This window comes from Amedibacillus sp. YH-ame6 (assembly GCF_053848845.1).
Genome location: NZ_JBSPEZ010000010.1, coordinates 25,248 through 40,251, shown reverse-complemented (window position 1 = coordinate 40,251; position 15,004 = coordinate 25,248). Strand labels below are relative to the sequence as shown.

The following is a 15,004-nucleotide window of genomic DNA, read 5'->3' as shown; positions in this document are numbered from 1 at the left end:
GCATCCATGGAAATTCACTTATCTTCCATCTTCAGTATACTACCTATTATAATATTTTTGTAGTCCATTCTTCTAAGTTCCATACTTCATCCACAATATTCATATAAAAGTCAGGATCATGGGATACTAATAAAACAGTTCCTTTATACTCTTTCACTGCTTTTTTTAATTCTTCTTTTGCATCTACATCTAAATGGTTGGTAGGTTCATCCAACACAAGAACATTACATGGACGATTCATGATGACACATAATCGTGCTTTGGCTTGTTCCCCACCTGATAGCACACACATACCAGATTCTATATGATCGGTAGTTAAACCACATTTTGCGAGTGCTGCACGTACTTCTCCATTATTATATGCAGGATATTCATCCCAAAAATAATCAAGCGCTGTTTTTGTAGTGGATACTTCTTCTTGTTCAAAGAAGCCTACTTCAACAAATGGGTCCACTTCCACACTTCCAGATAAAGCAGGTATCTTTCCCATTAAGGTTTTTAGTAACGTAGTTTTTCCTAATCCATTCACTCCCTTTATCGCAACCTTACGGTTACGCTCTAAGAGTAAATGCAATGGTGAAGTTAAGGGTTCTTGATACCCTATGATTAAATCCTTCGTTTCGAAAATAACGCGACCTGGCGTTCTTGCGGATTCAAACGAGAACACAGGTTTGATCTTTGTTTTTGGTTTTGAGATAATATCCATCTTATCTAGTTTCTTTTGTCTAGAATGTGCCATATTACGTGTTGCGACACGTGCTTTATTACGTGCAATAAAGTCTTCTAAATCATCGATTTCTTTTTGTTGTTTATTGTAGGCAGCTTCCTGTTGACGTTTTTTAAGCGCATATTGTTCTTCAAAATATTGATAATCCCCTACATAACGAGTCAATTCACAGTTTTCTACGTGATAGATAATATTGACAACATTATTTAAGAATGGAATATCATGAGAAACAAGAATAAAAGCATTTTCATAATTGGATAAGAAGTTTGTTAACCACTGAATATGATCTTCGTCTAAATAGTTGGTAGGCTCATCCAAGATTAAAATCATAGGATTCTCCAACAACAACTTCGTCAATAGTACTTTTGAACGCTGTCCACCAGACAATTGACTAACATCTTTATCCAAACCAATATCCAATAAACCAAGACCACTTGCGACTTCATTAATTTTTGTATCGATCATATAAAAGCCACTGTGTTCCAATATATCTTGTATTTCCCCTACATCATTCATCATAGCGTTCATTTCATCTTCACTACAATCACACATATCTTCATACATTTTCATCATATCTGCTTCTAAATCGAACAAATGATGAAACGCATCCTGTAACACATCTTTGATGCTCTTCCCTTTTTCTAATATGGTATGCTGATCGAGATATCCAGTCGTAATACGATTACACCATTCTACCTTACCTGATTCAGGAGGATTCTTTCCTGTAATAATATTTAAAAAAGTAGATTTTCCTTCTCCATTTGCCCCAATCAATCCAACATGCTCCCCCTTTAACAAACGAAAAGACACATCCTCTAATATTTGACGTCCACCAAAACTTTGTGATACATGTTCTACATTTAATATACTCATAACGACATTCCTTTCAAAATCTTGCGGGTATAGTATAACATAAACCATCGATTTCATCTATATCCCACAATTCAACATAAAAATTACAATAACGTAAGACTAAAACATACAAAGATTTGTTATAATAAAAGAAAGATAATATGAGGTGAACGACTATGGCGCATGAGCACATCATGGACATCGATTTACAATGTGGACTAACCCAATCACAGATCGATGATCGAATACAAAAAGGACAAGTCAATGTCCAAAGCGAAACGATCACAAAAAGTTATAAGGAAATCTTTCGTGATAACCTTCTTACACTATTCAATTTGATCAATGTTATTTTAGCAGGTTTGATAATTTTTATTGGTTCCTTTCGTAACATTTTATTCTTAGGTGTTGTTATTTCTAATATTTTTATTGGTATCATCCAAGAGATTCGGGCAAAGCGTGTACTTGATAAATTGTCCTTAATTACCCAGTTTAATATCAAAGTAATACGTGATTGCGCATTGGTCGAAATACATATGAATGAACTTGTACTAGATGATATTATGTTATTATCTACAGGAAATCAAATATGTGCGGATTCCATTGTCTTAGAGGGACGTTTGGAAGTAAATGAATCATTGGTTACAGGAGAATCTGATATCATTATTAAACATGTAGGAGATGAACTGTATTCTGGAAGTTTTATAACGAGTGGAAATGCGAAGTGCCAAGTGTTGCATGTGGGAAAAGATAATTATGCAGAACGTATCATGTGCGATGCAAAACGTTTAACGAAACACAAATCACAACTACGTGATTCTATCAACTTTATCATTAAGACTATCGGCATCATCATCATTCCTGTGGGAGTCTTATTATTTAGTAAACAGTTATTCATTACAGGAGCAACATTTCCTGAAGCGATTGTTTCAACAGTTGCGGCTTTGTTAGGTATGGTACCAGAAGGTTTGGTTCTTTTAACAAGTGTTGCCTTAGCGGTAGGATCTATTAACCTAGCAAAACATAACACCCTTGTACAAGAATTATATTGTATAGAGACACTTGCTCGAGTAGATACGTTATGTCTCGATAAAACAGGTACCATTACAGAAGGAAATATGCAAGTAGAAGATTTGATTCCATTACATGGCGAACTTGCTGAATTAAAACAAATACTTGCGAACCTCTGTTTTTCAATCCAAGATGAAAACTCTACCTCATTAGCAATTTCATCGTATTTAAAAGAAATGAAAACAACGCAACAAGCATCTAGTATCTTGCCCTTCTCTAGTGCAAGGAAATATAGCGCCGCAACATTCGGTGAACAAGGTACATATTCAATGGGTGCGTATGAATTTATGCAAGATTCAACAGATTCTCATATTATAGAGATGATCAATATACAAGCGAACTTAGGAAACCGAGTGCTTGTTGTAGCTCATAATGAACATCCTATTAAAGATCAGGCAATTATAAAAGAAAACGAAATATTAGGACTTATTGTATTGAGTGATCCGATTCGTAAAGAAGCTCCTCAAACATTGGATTATTTTCTTTCTCAAGGTGTAGATATTAAAGTCATTAGTGGAGATGATCCTCGCACAGTACATGAGATTGCTCGTAAGGCAAACTTAAAAAATTACGAGAAATTTATCGATATGTCTACCATACCTGATGACGATATCCCAGAAATTGTGAATCAATACACGGTATTTGGTCGTGTTAGTCCTCAACAAAAAAAACTTATGATTTGTGCATTGAAAGAACAAGGACATATCACTGCTATGATTGGTGACGGTGTTAATGATGTTATGGCTTTAAAGGAAGCCGATTGTAGTATCTCAGTTGCACAAGGAAGTGAAGCAGCGAAGAATATCGCAAACCTTGTTTTATTAGATAATAACTTTGCGAATATGCCTCGTATCGTAGATGAAGGGCGACGTGTAATTAATAATATCCAAAGAGCAAGCTCTATGTTCCTAGTGAAAACAACATTTTCTACGATTTTAAGTATCTTAACACTATTCTTCATCCAGAGATATCCTTTTGAACCTATACAACTAACTTTAATATCCTCCCTAACCATTGGCATCCCTTCTTTCTTTTTAGCCTTAGAAGCGAACCATGCCCGTGTGGAGGGAAACTTCTTAATCAATGTACTGAGTCGTGCTCTGCCAGGTGCATTGTGTGTCGTGTTAAGTATTATCTATGTAAATGTAACTTCCCTATTTTTTCCTGTATCCAATGAAGTCATGTCTACGATGTGTGTGTTCTTAACTGCCGCATCTTCCTTTGTTGTTTTGTATCGAGTATCTACACCCTTTACAAAGAAACGTTTCTTATTGTTTATATGTATGTCTTCAGCATTTATTATCGCTGTTATCTTCTTACCTAAAATATTCTCCCTTGTTACATTACCGTTGTTTCAGCTAGCATTAACAGCTGGTGGTATTGTATCCATTCCATTCTTAATGGATATGATGTTTCGTTTCGGCACAAAATTTAAGTTAAAAGAACGATTGTTAAAGGTTGGAAAATAAAGATTTATCACACCGCAAGGGTATCCTTCGTGGTGTTTTTTTGTACCTTTCATACCTTGTAAGGACTTGCTATTTAAATAAAAAAAATATATACTTATACAACAGGGCTTTTGAATTCATAACGCAAATCAATGAATATAGGTAACTGTATGAACTAGAAGTGATATACAGTATATCAAAGGAGGAACTTTATGAGCTTTATGGAGCACCAAATACAACAAATAAGGAGATTTTATAAAGAACAATTAAGAATACTATTCCCTCTTTCAATCGTTATATTTGTTCTTGTTATCGTTATCTCTTCTATCGTAATTAGTTTAAACCCAGCTTTAGCAACTCGACTACTAATACAAACAAGTGGGATTATTGATTCCGCTATAAATCCTGCTGGATTATTACCAACCATAAGCGAGAATGCTTTTACAGGACTTATGTTAATTCTTTGTGGATGTGTCCCATTTGTATTCATCCCTATTCTGTTCGTGATATTTAACGGCAGTATGATTGGTATCCTATTTGGATCTACAACAATTTCTACAGTCACTCCTGGTCTCATTTACGCATCCATCTTGCCACATGGAATATTCTTAATCCCAGCTATGCTGATTGCGTCAACTTGTGGAGCGTATATATGCAAACGTATTACCTTGCACCTCTTACATAAAGAACCTATCACATCCTTTAAAGAGATACTAGTTGATGTAGGAAGAGTCTACTTGTTTGTTGTATTACCACTAATGATACTTTCTGCAATTGTTCAAATGTTTGTTACACCATATATCATCTTACTTTTATAAATGTGCATCCTAGTGAAATAGCTAGGATGTTTTATATATATATAAAACGAGGGTATTTGTAGAAGAACTACAATCTTACACCTCGTTTTATATTACTGCTTTTGATGAATATCAAATATAATCTTTTCGATTTTGTTACCTTTTTCCAATGAATCATCCAATAAGAAAATCAAAGATGGAACTTTACGCAAGGTCATGCGTTTTGCCAACTCCGTGCGAATGAAGCCTTTCGAACGCTCTAATGCTTTCATTCCAGCTTCTTCTCTAGCCTTTTGTCCTAAGAAGGACACATAGACTTTCGCAATGGATAAATCACCCGTAACCGTAACATCCGTAATGGTAATAAAACCGATTTTAGGATCTTTCAGTTGGAATTGGATGATTTCTGATACTTCTTTTTGAATGATACCGGAAATTTTATCCGATTTTAATGTCATATTATCACCTATCGTTATTCTGGATCAACCTGCTGGTTTTCATACGCTTCTACAATGTCATTTACTTTAACATCATTGAAGTTTTCAATTGTGACACCACAATCAAATCCTGTAGATACTTCTTTTGCATCGTTTTGGAAACGTTTTAAAGAGCCTAGAACACCCGTATAAACAACAACACCATCACGAATCAAACGTACTCCACATTCTTTTTTAAGGACACCATCAGTAACCATACAACCAGCGATTGTACCAATTTTACTAGCTTTATAAATTTGACGAACTTCCGCTTGTCCGATAACAATTTCTTCAAATACAGGAGCCAACATACCTTTCATCGCATTTTCCATTTCTTCCAATGCTTTATAGATAATGTTGTGAAGACGAATTTCAATTCCTTCCTCTTCCGCTTTCTTACGTACAAGAGCGTTTGGACGAACATTGAAACCATATACAACCGCATGAGATGCGCTTGCTAATAGAATATCAGATTCTGTAATTGCTCCTGCAGTAGAACGAATGACGTTTACTTTTACACCAGAAACATCAATTTTCTCCATGCTTGCTTTTACTGCTTCCGCACTACCTTGAACATCCGCTTTGATAATTACGTTTACATCTTGAACTTCGCCTTCTTCGATTTGGCGAGCAAGATCATCAAGTGACATCGCACTACTTGAATTACGTTCTAAATCAATACGTTTTGTAAGTCTAGCCTCTGCAATTTGACGAGCTTTTTTATCAGAATTAAAAGCTTTAAAGATATCTCCTGCAACTGGTACATCGTTCAACCCAATGATTTCTACTGGAGTTGATGGTAGTGCTGTTTTAATTTCACGTCCACGATCATCTGTCATTTTACGTACTTTACCAAACGCTGTACCAACAACTACTGCATCTCCTGCATTCAAAGTACCACTTTGTACAAGAAGCGTTGTTACTGGACCACGTCCTTTATCAAGTTTTGCTTCAATTACACTACCACTTGCTGGTTTATTAGGGTTTGCACGGAAATCATTTACTTCAGAAACAACTAAGATAGTTTCTAAAAGATCAGAGACTCCCATTCCTGTCTTCGCAGAAATTTCCGCAAAGATAGTTTCTCCGCCCCATTCTTCAGGCATTAAACCATGTTCACTCATTTCAGAGATGATACGATCTTTTGTAACACCTTGCTTATCCATTTTATTAACCGCAACAATGACAGGAACTCCTGCAGCTTTCGCATGGTCAATTGCTTCCATTGTCTGTGGCATCACACCATCATCTGCCGCAACTACGATAATTACAATATCGGTAACTTTCGCACCACGAGCACGCATAGCAGTAAAAGCCTCATGTCCTGGAGTATCTAAGAACGTAACTTTTTTCCCTTTTACATTTACTTGGTAAGCACCAATATGTTGTGTAATTCCACCAAATTCGCCTTCTGTAACATGCGTTTTACGAATGGTATCCAATAACGTTGTTTTCCCATGGTCAACATGCCCCATGATTGTCACGACAGCAGGACGTTGTTGTAAAAGTGCAGGATCATCATCTTCTACAATTTGTTCTTCAAAATCTGTTTCATCTACGATGATTTCTTTTTCACATTCAACATTAAATTCCATACAGATTAACTGTACAGTCTCTTCATCCAAAGATGAGTTGATTGTCACCATAGTTCCCATCATAAACAACAATTTAATAAGTTCACTCGCGTTTCGATTCAGTTTATCAGCCAGTTCTCCAACACCAATTGGAAGACTGTATTTGATTTCCTTTACCTCTACACGCTCTTTCTTAGGAGGAAAATTTCCCTTTGCGTGATTGTTATTTCTTCGGTTGTTGTTATTTCCCTTTTTCTGTGGTTGTCTTGCCATATAATCACCTAGCCTTTCAAGCAAGCATGAAGCTTTTGTGCAAAACCTTCATCTAATATCGCAATGAATTTACGATTGCCAGTTCCAATCGCTGCATTCATTACATCGCCATTCATATAAACATATGGAATATGATAAAACTCACATTTATCCATTAGTTTCTTCTTTGTATTGTTACCAACATCTTCACTGATTATTACAAGATGTACCGTATGCAAACGAAATTGGTGAAATGCTGTATCACCAGACGTTATTTTACGCGCTCTGGCCGCAAGCCCCAATAAACCGCTTACTCCATTACTCACCTGTAAACATCTCCGTTAATTGACTATAAATTTCATCCAGTATTTCACATTCTAATGCTCGTGATAATGCCTTTTTCTTTTTCGCCAATTCCACAGCTTCTACACTGCGTTTCAAATAAGCGCCTCTTCCATTCTTCTTACCACTTTCATCGATTTCTACAACACCTTCTGGTGTACGTACAATACGAATAAGCTCTTTTTTAGGCAAGCTTTCCTGTGTTGCCAAACATCTGCGCATGGGTATCTTTTTCATGAAGCATACCTCCTTACATTATTCTTCGTAGTATTTATCGAATTCATCAAAGTCAATTTCATCATGAATCCAATCACTCTCTTCTTCTTCTTTTTGATGAAGTTCAATTTCAGCCAACTCTTCTTCTGAATAAATTGGTTTCAATTCATAATCTTTATCTTTTAAATCAAAAGTAGGTTTACGATCTTCTTTTTCTTTGTCTTTATCTTCATATTTCTTATACTTTGGTCTAGCAGGTTTTGTTTCTTGTTTACTACTAGCATCTGCCAATGTTTCAAACTTGGATTTGTATTCTTGTTTTTCTTTTACATTTAGACCTTGTGCTTTTTGTTTCTCTTTCGCAATACGAGCAGCAATTTCCAAATCCGTTTCCACGTGTTTTTCTTCTTTCACTGGTTCTTCTTTTGCGACTTCTTCTACAACTACAGCTTCTACTTCGCTTTCTTCTTCCTCAACATAAGGAGTTTCAACGAACGCAACACCCGCATCATCAATAGAAACAGCTTCTGCTTCTTCTAAAGAAGTTTCTTCGAATTTTTCAAGTTGTGCTGCTGCTTTTTCTTGTTGTTGTTTTGCTAGGAACTCAGCGCGTTGTTTCATCGCGATTTCTTTCCAATCGATATTCATTTCATTAACATCAGTTTCTGATTTGATATCAATTTTATTACCTGTTAATTTCACTGCTAATCGAGCGTTTTTACCACGTTTACCAATCGCTAATGACAATTGATTATCTGGCACAACAACTAATAAACCACCACGACGATCTTCGCTAGGAATAACTGCCAATACTTCTGCAGGAGATAATGCATTTTTAATCAATTCTGTTACATCTTCGCTCCATTCAAATATATCGATTTTTTCTCCACCAAGTTCATCAATGATAACTTGTACACGTTGTCCACGAGGCCCGATACAAGCACCAATAGGATCAATATTCTCATTATGAGAATACACTGCCATTTTTGTACGTTCTCCAGCTTCACGTGCAATTGCTTTGATTTCTATAATTCCTTGGAAAATTTCAGGAACTTCCTTTTCAAACAAACGTTTTACAAGAGTAGCATCTGCACGAGATACTAATACTTGCGCACCTTTTGTTTCTTTGTTTACTTCAGAAATAACAACACGAATAATCTGGCTTTCGCGATAAACTTCATTTGGGATTTGTTGGTTCTTTGGCATAATTGCAAGTGTCTTCCCAATGTTTACAACACAGAATTTTTCCTCGACAGATTCGATTGTACCAAAAATCATTTCTTCCACTTTATCACAATACTCTTCATAAACAGCCAATTTCTCTGCTTCACGAATTTTTTGTTTCATAACGTTCTTTGCTAAAATAACAGCCGCTCTACCGAAGCTTGTAATATCAATTTCTTCTTCAACAAAACCTTCAAGTTCTAAATCTTGGTTGATTCTCTTCGCGTCTTCCAAAGAAATTTCCAATTCATCATCTTCTACTTCTTCTACGATTAAACGTTGTTGAAATACTTTGATATCTCCGCTTTTTTCATTTACGTCAACACGTACCAAAGCATCCGGGATTTCGATATGTTTACGAAATGCTTTTGATAATGCTTCTTGAAGTGCATCTACTACGATTTCTTTCGATAATTTACGATCACTTTCGATTGCCTGCATTGCGGCCATAAAATCTTTTAACTTCATCTCTTAAATTTCCTTTCTAAATTTTTACAGATAGACGAATCAACGCAACGTTGTTCATTTCAATCTCGATTTTCTTCTTTACAGCTTTATCCATATAATGAATCAAAACTTTATCATCTTCAAAAGATGTAAGTGTTCCTTTCACTTCAGCCATCCCGGCTTTAGGATCTTTAAGTTTCACACAAACAAATTCCCCTACTGCATCTTTGATTTGCGTTTCATCACGCAACTCTCTCTCCGCACCTGGAGAGCATACTTCTAAAAAGTATTCAAAGGCAATAAAGTCTTCCTCATCCATTTTTTCTGAAATTTTTTCTGATACAGACGCACAAGTATCAATATCCATAGAACCATCTCTATGCATAATTGAAATTTGTAAGATACATGCATTCCCTTCGGTTTGCCATGTCACATCATACAGTTGAATATCTTTGTCTAGTACGTTTGTTACCAGTTCCTTGATCTTAGTTATCTGATCCATATCATTCTCCTTTACAAGCATAATGAAGGAGTGGGAATAACCCACTCCTGTTCAAGTATCTGCTAATAATATAACACGTAATTCTTTAATTATCAAGTTTTTTTAAGAAAGGACCCTGTTCCTCTTCTTAAATAAACAAAAAATCGGTTTCCCGATTCCTTTGTCTTATTTTTCTACGATTGTTTTTCCGTTGTACTCACCACATGCACACATTTTGTGAGGAACTTTATATTCTCCACAGTTTGGACATTTTGTCAATGTCGGTGCAGCTAATTTATAATGAGTTCTACGTTTTGCTTTTCTAGTTTTTGAACCACGTCTCTGTTGAACAGCCATGTTAGCACCTCCTACTTAATCTTCACATTTGAATTCTTTCAACTTTGCTAAGCGAGGATCAATTTCATCAGATTTCTCTTTCAGATATGCTTCCTCTTTGACAACTTCCCAACCGTCACCTTTAGGATACTGTGCAAGCCCCTCTTTAACAACCTTCAAAGGAACCTCCATCAATATCAATTGAAAGATCACCGGCAATAACTCTACGACATCACCTTTTACTTCGTGTATATCTCCATCCTCGCATTTGACGAAAGAGAACACTTCCAAAGATTTAGTATGGAAATCATATTCTACATCTTCTAGAGTTATAGAACACGGTACTATCATTACTCCTTCAATATCTAGATCCGCGTATACGCGTTCGCCAGAAGTATCGTAATGAACATTTCCTGATACCGTAACATCTTGCAATCCTTTGATTTGATGCATTTTAGAAAATATCGCAGGTTCGAAATCAATACTTTCATCAAATTCGATTGTTTGATTGTTCGCCTGTAACAATTCCAATTTAGACCATTTCAAAAGAATCACCTCGTTGTCTAACCTATCCTATTATAAGGAAATTGGATAATAAAGTCAATGATTTATTGATTCCAATGGTAGGCTTATATATTAAACCATATTTTTTAAATAAAGAAAAGAGTTTTCTTTTATTTCTTCACAAGTTTAAAAGGCAACCTACATAAATCACGTTCCTTTACCTTATATAGTATAAAACAATAAGAAATCCATGGATACGTGCTTCAGCTTCTTTCCTTTGTAGTTTTTACGTTTCAAGACCCAATACACCCATCTAACCATTCTACAATATAATCAAACACTTCCTTACGTTGCGTTTCATTCAATATTTCATGTCGCATCCCTTCAAAGAGATGACTGCTTACATCTTTGTATCCCCTTTGTTGTAAGAATGTATATGCTTCTTTGAATTTTTCTACTGTATCAATACATGGATCATCTTTTCCAGCAACAAACAATATTGGTAAATGTGCATTCTTCATCCCCCATCCCTTTTCATCATATGCAATCTTCATAAGATGAAAAAGATTTTTAAACCCATTCAACGTAAATATAAATCCAGAATATGCATCTTTATCATAAGTATGAACATTTTCTTTATTTGCACTCAACCAATTGTTTTCACTGAAGTCTTCGTTAAATCGTTTGCCAAATGAGGAAAACACCATATTATGTATAAACTTACTACGGTGATGATCTCCTTTAAACACAGAAATAAATCCAACAAGTTTAAACGCGATAGAAGCCATTGGATTTTTACTTGGTGAACCACATACGACTAACACATCAATTTCATCATCATATTTCTTTGTATATGCTCGAACAATCAACGACCCCATACTATGTCCAAATAAAATAACAGGTACGTTCACCTTTTGTTTAATCATAGAAATCATATGATGTACATCTTCTACACAATGACTTCCTTCATCATCATAAAAGAACCCTAAATCATCATCACTCTTCACGCTTTGCCCATGCCCTCTTGTATCCATGATGACACAAGTAAATCCATGTTGTGCTAGATATTCCATAAATTCTAAATAACGTTCTTTATGTTCCGACATACCGTGTACTAGATAAATCACCCCACGCAATGTCACGCTACTCTCAACATAACAACCAGACAAAGACAATCCATCCACTTTACTAGCTAGGCTAAATTCGTTTTTCATCATATAATTACCTCTTTATATCTTCATTTTAACATAACTATTCGTACAAAAACAGTGATATAATAACATTCATGTGGTATATTAAAAGAAAGAAAAGGAGGAATGTAATGTATGCATATATGTGGAATCATTTGTGAATATAATCCTTTTCATAATGGACATCTTTATCATATTCAAAAAGCACGTGAAATAACAAAATGCGATTTACTTATTTGTGTGATGTCAGGTAATTTTGTACAACGTGGAGAAGCTGCAATTAGTGATAAATGGACACGCGCTGAAGTAGCCATTCAACATGGATGTGATTTGGTTGTAGAATTACCATTTCCTTTTGTTACACAAAGGGCTGATCGTTTTGCGCATGGAGCCTTGGAAGTATTAAAACAAGCTGGTGTAGATAGTATTGTGTTTGGAAGTGAATGTGGAGATGTTGATAGATTGTATGAAGCAGCACGCATGAATCTTAATATGAAGTCCTATCAAGAAAATGGAATCTCCTATGCGAAGGCATTAGAAAATGCTTTGCATTTCCCTCTTTCTAGCAATGATATGCTAGGCGTGTTTTATATAAAGAAAATATTAAACACAACAATTAAAGCATATTGTATCAAGCGTACAAATCAATATCATGATACAGAAATCATACAAAGCATCAGCAGTGCAACTGCTATTCGAAAAGCACACCATGAAAATTTAGATATCACTCACACCACCAACATGAAGCCCGAAATGCTTACAGGGTTTAAAATGGATAGCTATTACCCTTATCTACAAACCTATTTATCTACAGTAGATAAAGAATACTTATCATCTTTATTTTTGGTAGATGAAGGTATTGAATCCCTGCTCATAAAACAAGCCAAACAGCTTATTGATTTTGAATCTTTTCTAAACGCTTGTACATCGAAACGTTATACAAAAGCAAGCATTCAAAGAACTTGTATACACATACTCACACAAACCACAAAAAAAGAAATTGATGCACTTAAAGAACCAGATTATCTTCGTGTGTTGGCTTATAACACAAAGGGACAAGCTCATCTTCGCAAGCTTCAAGATGAAGATGTGGTGGTTGCTTCTACCTTCAAAAACATTCCAAATGGTTATCGTGAACTAGAGTTACGATCCACTATGGCATATGCTTATCCTTACGATTTGAAAAAACGTCAAGAAATCATAAAACGCGAACTCTTGCCTGCGGTATGTGTGAAATGAACTGGTTTATAGGAATTATATGTTTTGTTATTATGGCAAACATCTACCTGTGGATGATGTTCCCCTTTCATAAGAAAGCAAAACACGTACATTATGATGCTTGTATTATTTTAGGAAGTCCAGCTAGCAAAGATGGCACATGCTCACGCATGCAAAGAAGTAGAATGGATCGTGCCATTGAATTGTACAAAGTAAAGAAAGTAAGTACCCTTATCATTTCAGGAGGATGTGTGTGTAACGCATATAGTGAAGCTGATGTAATGAAAAACTATGCGCTATCCAAGGGTATTGATGAGGCAAATATCATATTGGAAGAACAAGCACGAAACACCTATGAAAATTTATTGTATTCAAAAGAGATATGTAGACAATACAATTTACATACTGTCATTGTAGTAACAAGCAATTTTCATGTAAGAAGAGCAAGCTTCTTTGTAGATAAATTTTTTGATGATTATATTATGGCAGGTACTAGAAATCATGAAAAAATTAGCCATTATTTTTCAGAATATTTTAGAATGTGGCATACATTACGAATAGAATATTGCATAAAATGTAGAAAAAAATAGTTTTCTATTAAAAAAAACTACATTATGTAGTAAAATAAAGATATACACACATTATCATATGAATTGGTCCATATGAAAGAAGAAGGAGAAAATATGATAAATAAATTAATAAAAGGAAAAAAAGGGTTCACCCTAATGGAAATTATCGTCGTGTTAGTGATCATGGGAATATTATTAGCAATCGCTATTCCTTCCATCTTAGGTTATGTAAAAAAAGCTGAAGAAGCTAGATTTCTAGTTTCTGCAAGAGGTACAAATGTAGAAGCAACCGCATATATGGAAGAGTATATGTTGAAAAATCCAACAACAAAAGCAGGAAAAGAATTTAACGAAAAAACTATTATTCATTTCAAGAGTTTATTTGCAGGGTCACTTGCGGATCCATCAAAACTAAAACCGATAAAAGCGATTACGGACGGACTCATTGACGTAACTTTCCCTGAAGATTATACAATCGTTTCTATAGATGTAGAATTTGATGATATGGTTCCTAAAATTGTTAATAATAAAACTCTGAATGGTTGGCAATACGATGACACAAAGCTCACACATACTATTACAAAAGTTTCCATCTTCATTATGAACAATAAAACTTCTGATGTAAGATGTATCGTCACCATGCTTAATGATCAAATGTATGTGTATTCAAGTATGGAAGAGATTTTTGAATCACTTAGCAAGTTAGAACCACAGGCTCCTATCATAGCCCTTAGTTAATCAAATTTCCTTCGTTTTATTTTCATACAAAGCAGTACAAAATTTTTCATGAACTTGAATTATAGAAACTAAGAGAAAACCGTTTCTTTCATACATTTCTCTTAGTTTTTTCTTATGCTCTCTTACATCCAGTTTTACTTGTAGATATCCTTTTTGTTTTCCAACCTCTTTAAAGTAAACAATCATTTGATCCGCAAAACCCTTCCCAGCATCCATTGGATGTACACATAATTTATGCAAGTACAAAGACTCCCCTTTCAAAGCAGATGGCCAATATAATACATCTTCATCCACGAGCATCATAGCACTCGCAATGTGTCCATCATATATTCCAACATAACAATCAGATATAGTGTATAACTTGGATAACTCCTCCCAAGTAACATCTTCAATATTCCATTGATGCATTCGATGAGCATCATTGTACAACACTCTTGCACGATACAATTCTTCTATTCCCTCTACATCACTATCAAAAGCCTGCCGTATATATAATTTATGATCTTTCATATCCCTTATTTCCTTTCAAAAAAAGATATGAGTGT

Annotated in this window: 16 protein-coding genes; 5 read left to right on the top strand and 11 right to left on the bottom strand. The window is 35.0% G+C overall.

Annotated elements, in window-relative coordinates; translation table 11 throughout:
- Positions 1 to 46: 46 nt before the first annotated feature.
- Complete coding sequence (locus ACWG0P_RS08260; protein ID WP_455801318.1) at positions 47 to 1,600, bottom strand: ABC-F family ATP-binding cassette domain-containing protein; 1,554 nt, start codon at positions 1,598 to 1,600, stop codon at positions 47 to 49.
- A 155-nt stretch (positions 1,601 to 1,755) separates the two neighbouring features.
- On the opposite strand from ACWG0P_RS08260, the gene ACWG0P_RS08255 reads away from it, so the two are divergent.
- Together ACWG0P_RS08255 and ACWG0P_RS08250 are read left to right on the top strand one after the other, a co-directional pair.
- Positions 1,756 to 4,116: an HAD-IC family P-type ATPase gene (locus tag ACWG0P_RS08255; RefSeq protein ID WP_455801317.1), complete on the top strand. Its 2,361-nt coding sequence runs from the start codon at positions 1,756 to 1,758 to the stop codon at positions 4,114 to 4,116.
- Positions 4,117 to 4,307: 191 nt separating this feature from the next.
- A complete protein-coding gene (locus ACWG0P_RS08250; protein WP_455801316.1) occupies positions 4,308 to 4,913 on the top strand; it encodes a stage II sporulation protein M in 606 nt (201 codons plus the stop codon).
- A gap of 92 nt (positions 4,914 to 5,005) precedes the next feature.
- On the opposite strand, the gene rbfA is transcribed toward ACWG0P_RS08250, so the two are convergent.
- The 9 genes from rbfA to ACWG0P_RS08205 all read right to left on the bottom strand — a co-directional run bounded on the left by rbfA (position 5,006) and on the right by ACWG0P_RS08205 (position 11,961).
- A complete protein-coding gene (gene rbfA / locus ACWG0P_RS08245; protein ID WP_455791673.1) occupies positions 5,006 to 5,350 on the bottom strand; it encodes a 30S ribosome-binding factor RbfA in 345 nt (114 codons plus the stop codon).
- Positions 5,351 to 5,364: 14 nt separating this feature from the next.
- Complete coding sequence (gene infB, locus ACWG0P_RS08240; RefSeq protein WP_455801315.1) at positions 5,365 to 7,215, bottom strand: translation initiation factor IF-2; 1,851 nt, start codon at positions 7,213 to 7,215, stop codon at positions 5,365 to 5,367.
- 8 nt (positions 7,216 to 7,223) lie between these two features.
- The gene (locus ACWG0P_RS08235; RefSeq protein ID WP_455791670.1) at positions 7,224 to 7,520 is read right to left on the bottom strand and encodes a L7Ae/L30e/S12e/Gadd45 family ribosomal protein; all 297 of its coding nucleotides are present in this window, start codon (positions 7,518 to 7,520) and stop codon (positions 7,224 to 7,226) included.
- Positions 7,513 to 7,773 carry an RNase P modulator RnpM gene (gene rnpM, locus ACWG0P_RS08230; protein ID WP_455801314.1) on the bottom strand — a complete coding sequence of 87 codons (261 nt, stop codon included), beginning with the start codon at positions 7,771 to 7,773 and terminating at the stop codon, positions 7,513 to 7,515. Before rnpM ends, ACWG0P_RS08235 begins: the two co-directional genes overlap by 8 nt.
- 18 nt (positions 7,774 to 7,791) lie before the next feature.
- On the bottom strand, positions 7,792 to 9,444 hold the full coding sequence (gene nusA / locus ACWG0P_RS08225; protein WP_455801313.1) for a transcription termination factor NusA: 1,653 nt from the start codon (positions 9,442 to 9,444) through the stop codon (positions 7,792 to 7,794).
- A gap of 16 nt (positions 9,445 to 9,460) precedes the next feature.
- Positions 9,461 to 9,925, bottom strand: a complete 465-nt coding sequence (locus tag ACWG0P_RS08220; RefSeq protein ID WP_455801312.1) for a ribosome maturation factor RimP — start codon at positions 9,923 to 9,925, stop codon at positions 9,461 to 9,463.
- Between the two features lie 165 nt (positions 9,926 to 10,090).
- Positions 10,091 to 10,261 carry a 50S ribosomal protein L32 gene (gene rpmF, locus ACWG0P_RS08215; protein WP_455791664.1) on the bottom strand — a complete coding sequence of 57 codons (171 nt, stop codon included), beginning with the start codon at positions 10,259 to 10,261 and terminating at the stop codon, positions 10,091 to 10,093.
- A gap of 15 nt (positions 10,262 to 10,276) precedes the next feature.
- A complete protein-coding gene (locus ACWG0P_RS08210; protein ID WP_455791662.1) occupies positions 10,277 to 10,795 on the bottom strand; it encodes a YceD family protein in 519 nt (172 codons plus the stop codon).
- Positions 10,796 to 11,037: 242 nt separating this feature from the next.
- Positions 11,038 to 11,961, bottom strand: a complete 924-nt coding sequence (locus ACWG0P_RS08205; RefSeq protein ID WP_455801311.1) for an alpha/beta hydrolase — start codon at positions 11,959 to 11,961, stop codon at positions 11,038 to 11,040.
- Positions 11,962 to 12,069: 108 nt separating this feature from the next.
- On the opposite strand from ACWG0P_RS08205, the gene ACWG0P_RS08200 reads away from it, so the two are divergent.
- From ACWG0P_RS08200 to ACWG0P_RS08190, 3 genes are all read left to right on the top strand, one after another.
- Positions 12,070 to 13,173 carry a tRNA(Met) cytidine acetate ligase gene (locus tag ACWG0P_RS08200; protein WP_455801310.1) on the top strand — a complete coding sequence of 368 codons (1,104 nt, stop codon included), beginning with the start codon at positions 12,070 to 12,072 and terminating at the stop codon, positions 13,171 to 13,173.
- Positions 13,170 to 13,742, top strand: a complete 573-nt coding sequence (locus ACWG0P_RS08195) for a YdcF family protein (protein WP_455801309.1) — start codon at positions 13,170 to 13,172, stop codon at positions 13,740 to 13,742. Before ACWG0P_RS08200 ends, ACWG0P_RS08195 begins: the two co-directional genes overlap by 4 nt.
- Before the next feature lie 93 nt (positions 13,743 to 13,835).
- Positions 13,836 to 14,459 (top strand): type IV pilin protein, encoded by a 624-nt coding sequence (locus ACWG0P_RS08190; protein WP_455801308.1) that lies wholly within the window; start codon positions 13,836 to 13,838, stop codon positions 14,457 to 14,459.
- Here ACWG0P_RS08190 and ACWG0P_RS08185 read toward each other — a convergent pair whose 3' ends face one another.
- Positions 14,460 to 14,969 carry a GNAT family N-acetyltransferase gene (locus tag ACWG0P_RS08185; protein ID WP_455801307.1) on the bottom strand — a complete coding sequence of 170 codons (510 nt, stop codon included), beginning with the start codon at positions 14,967 to 14,969 and terminating at the stop codon, positions 14,460 to 14,462.
- Positions 14,970 to 15,004 lie beyond the last annotated feature (35 nt).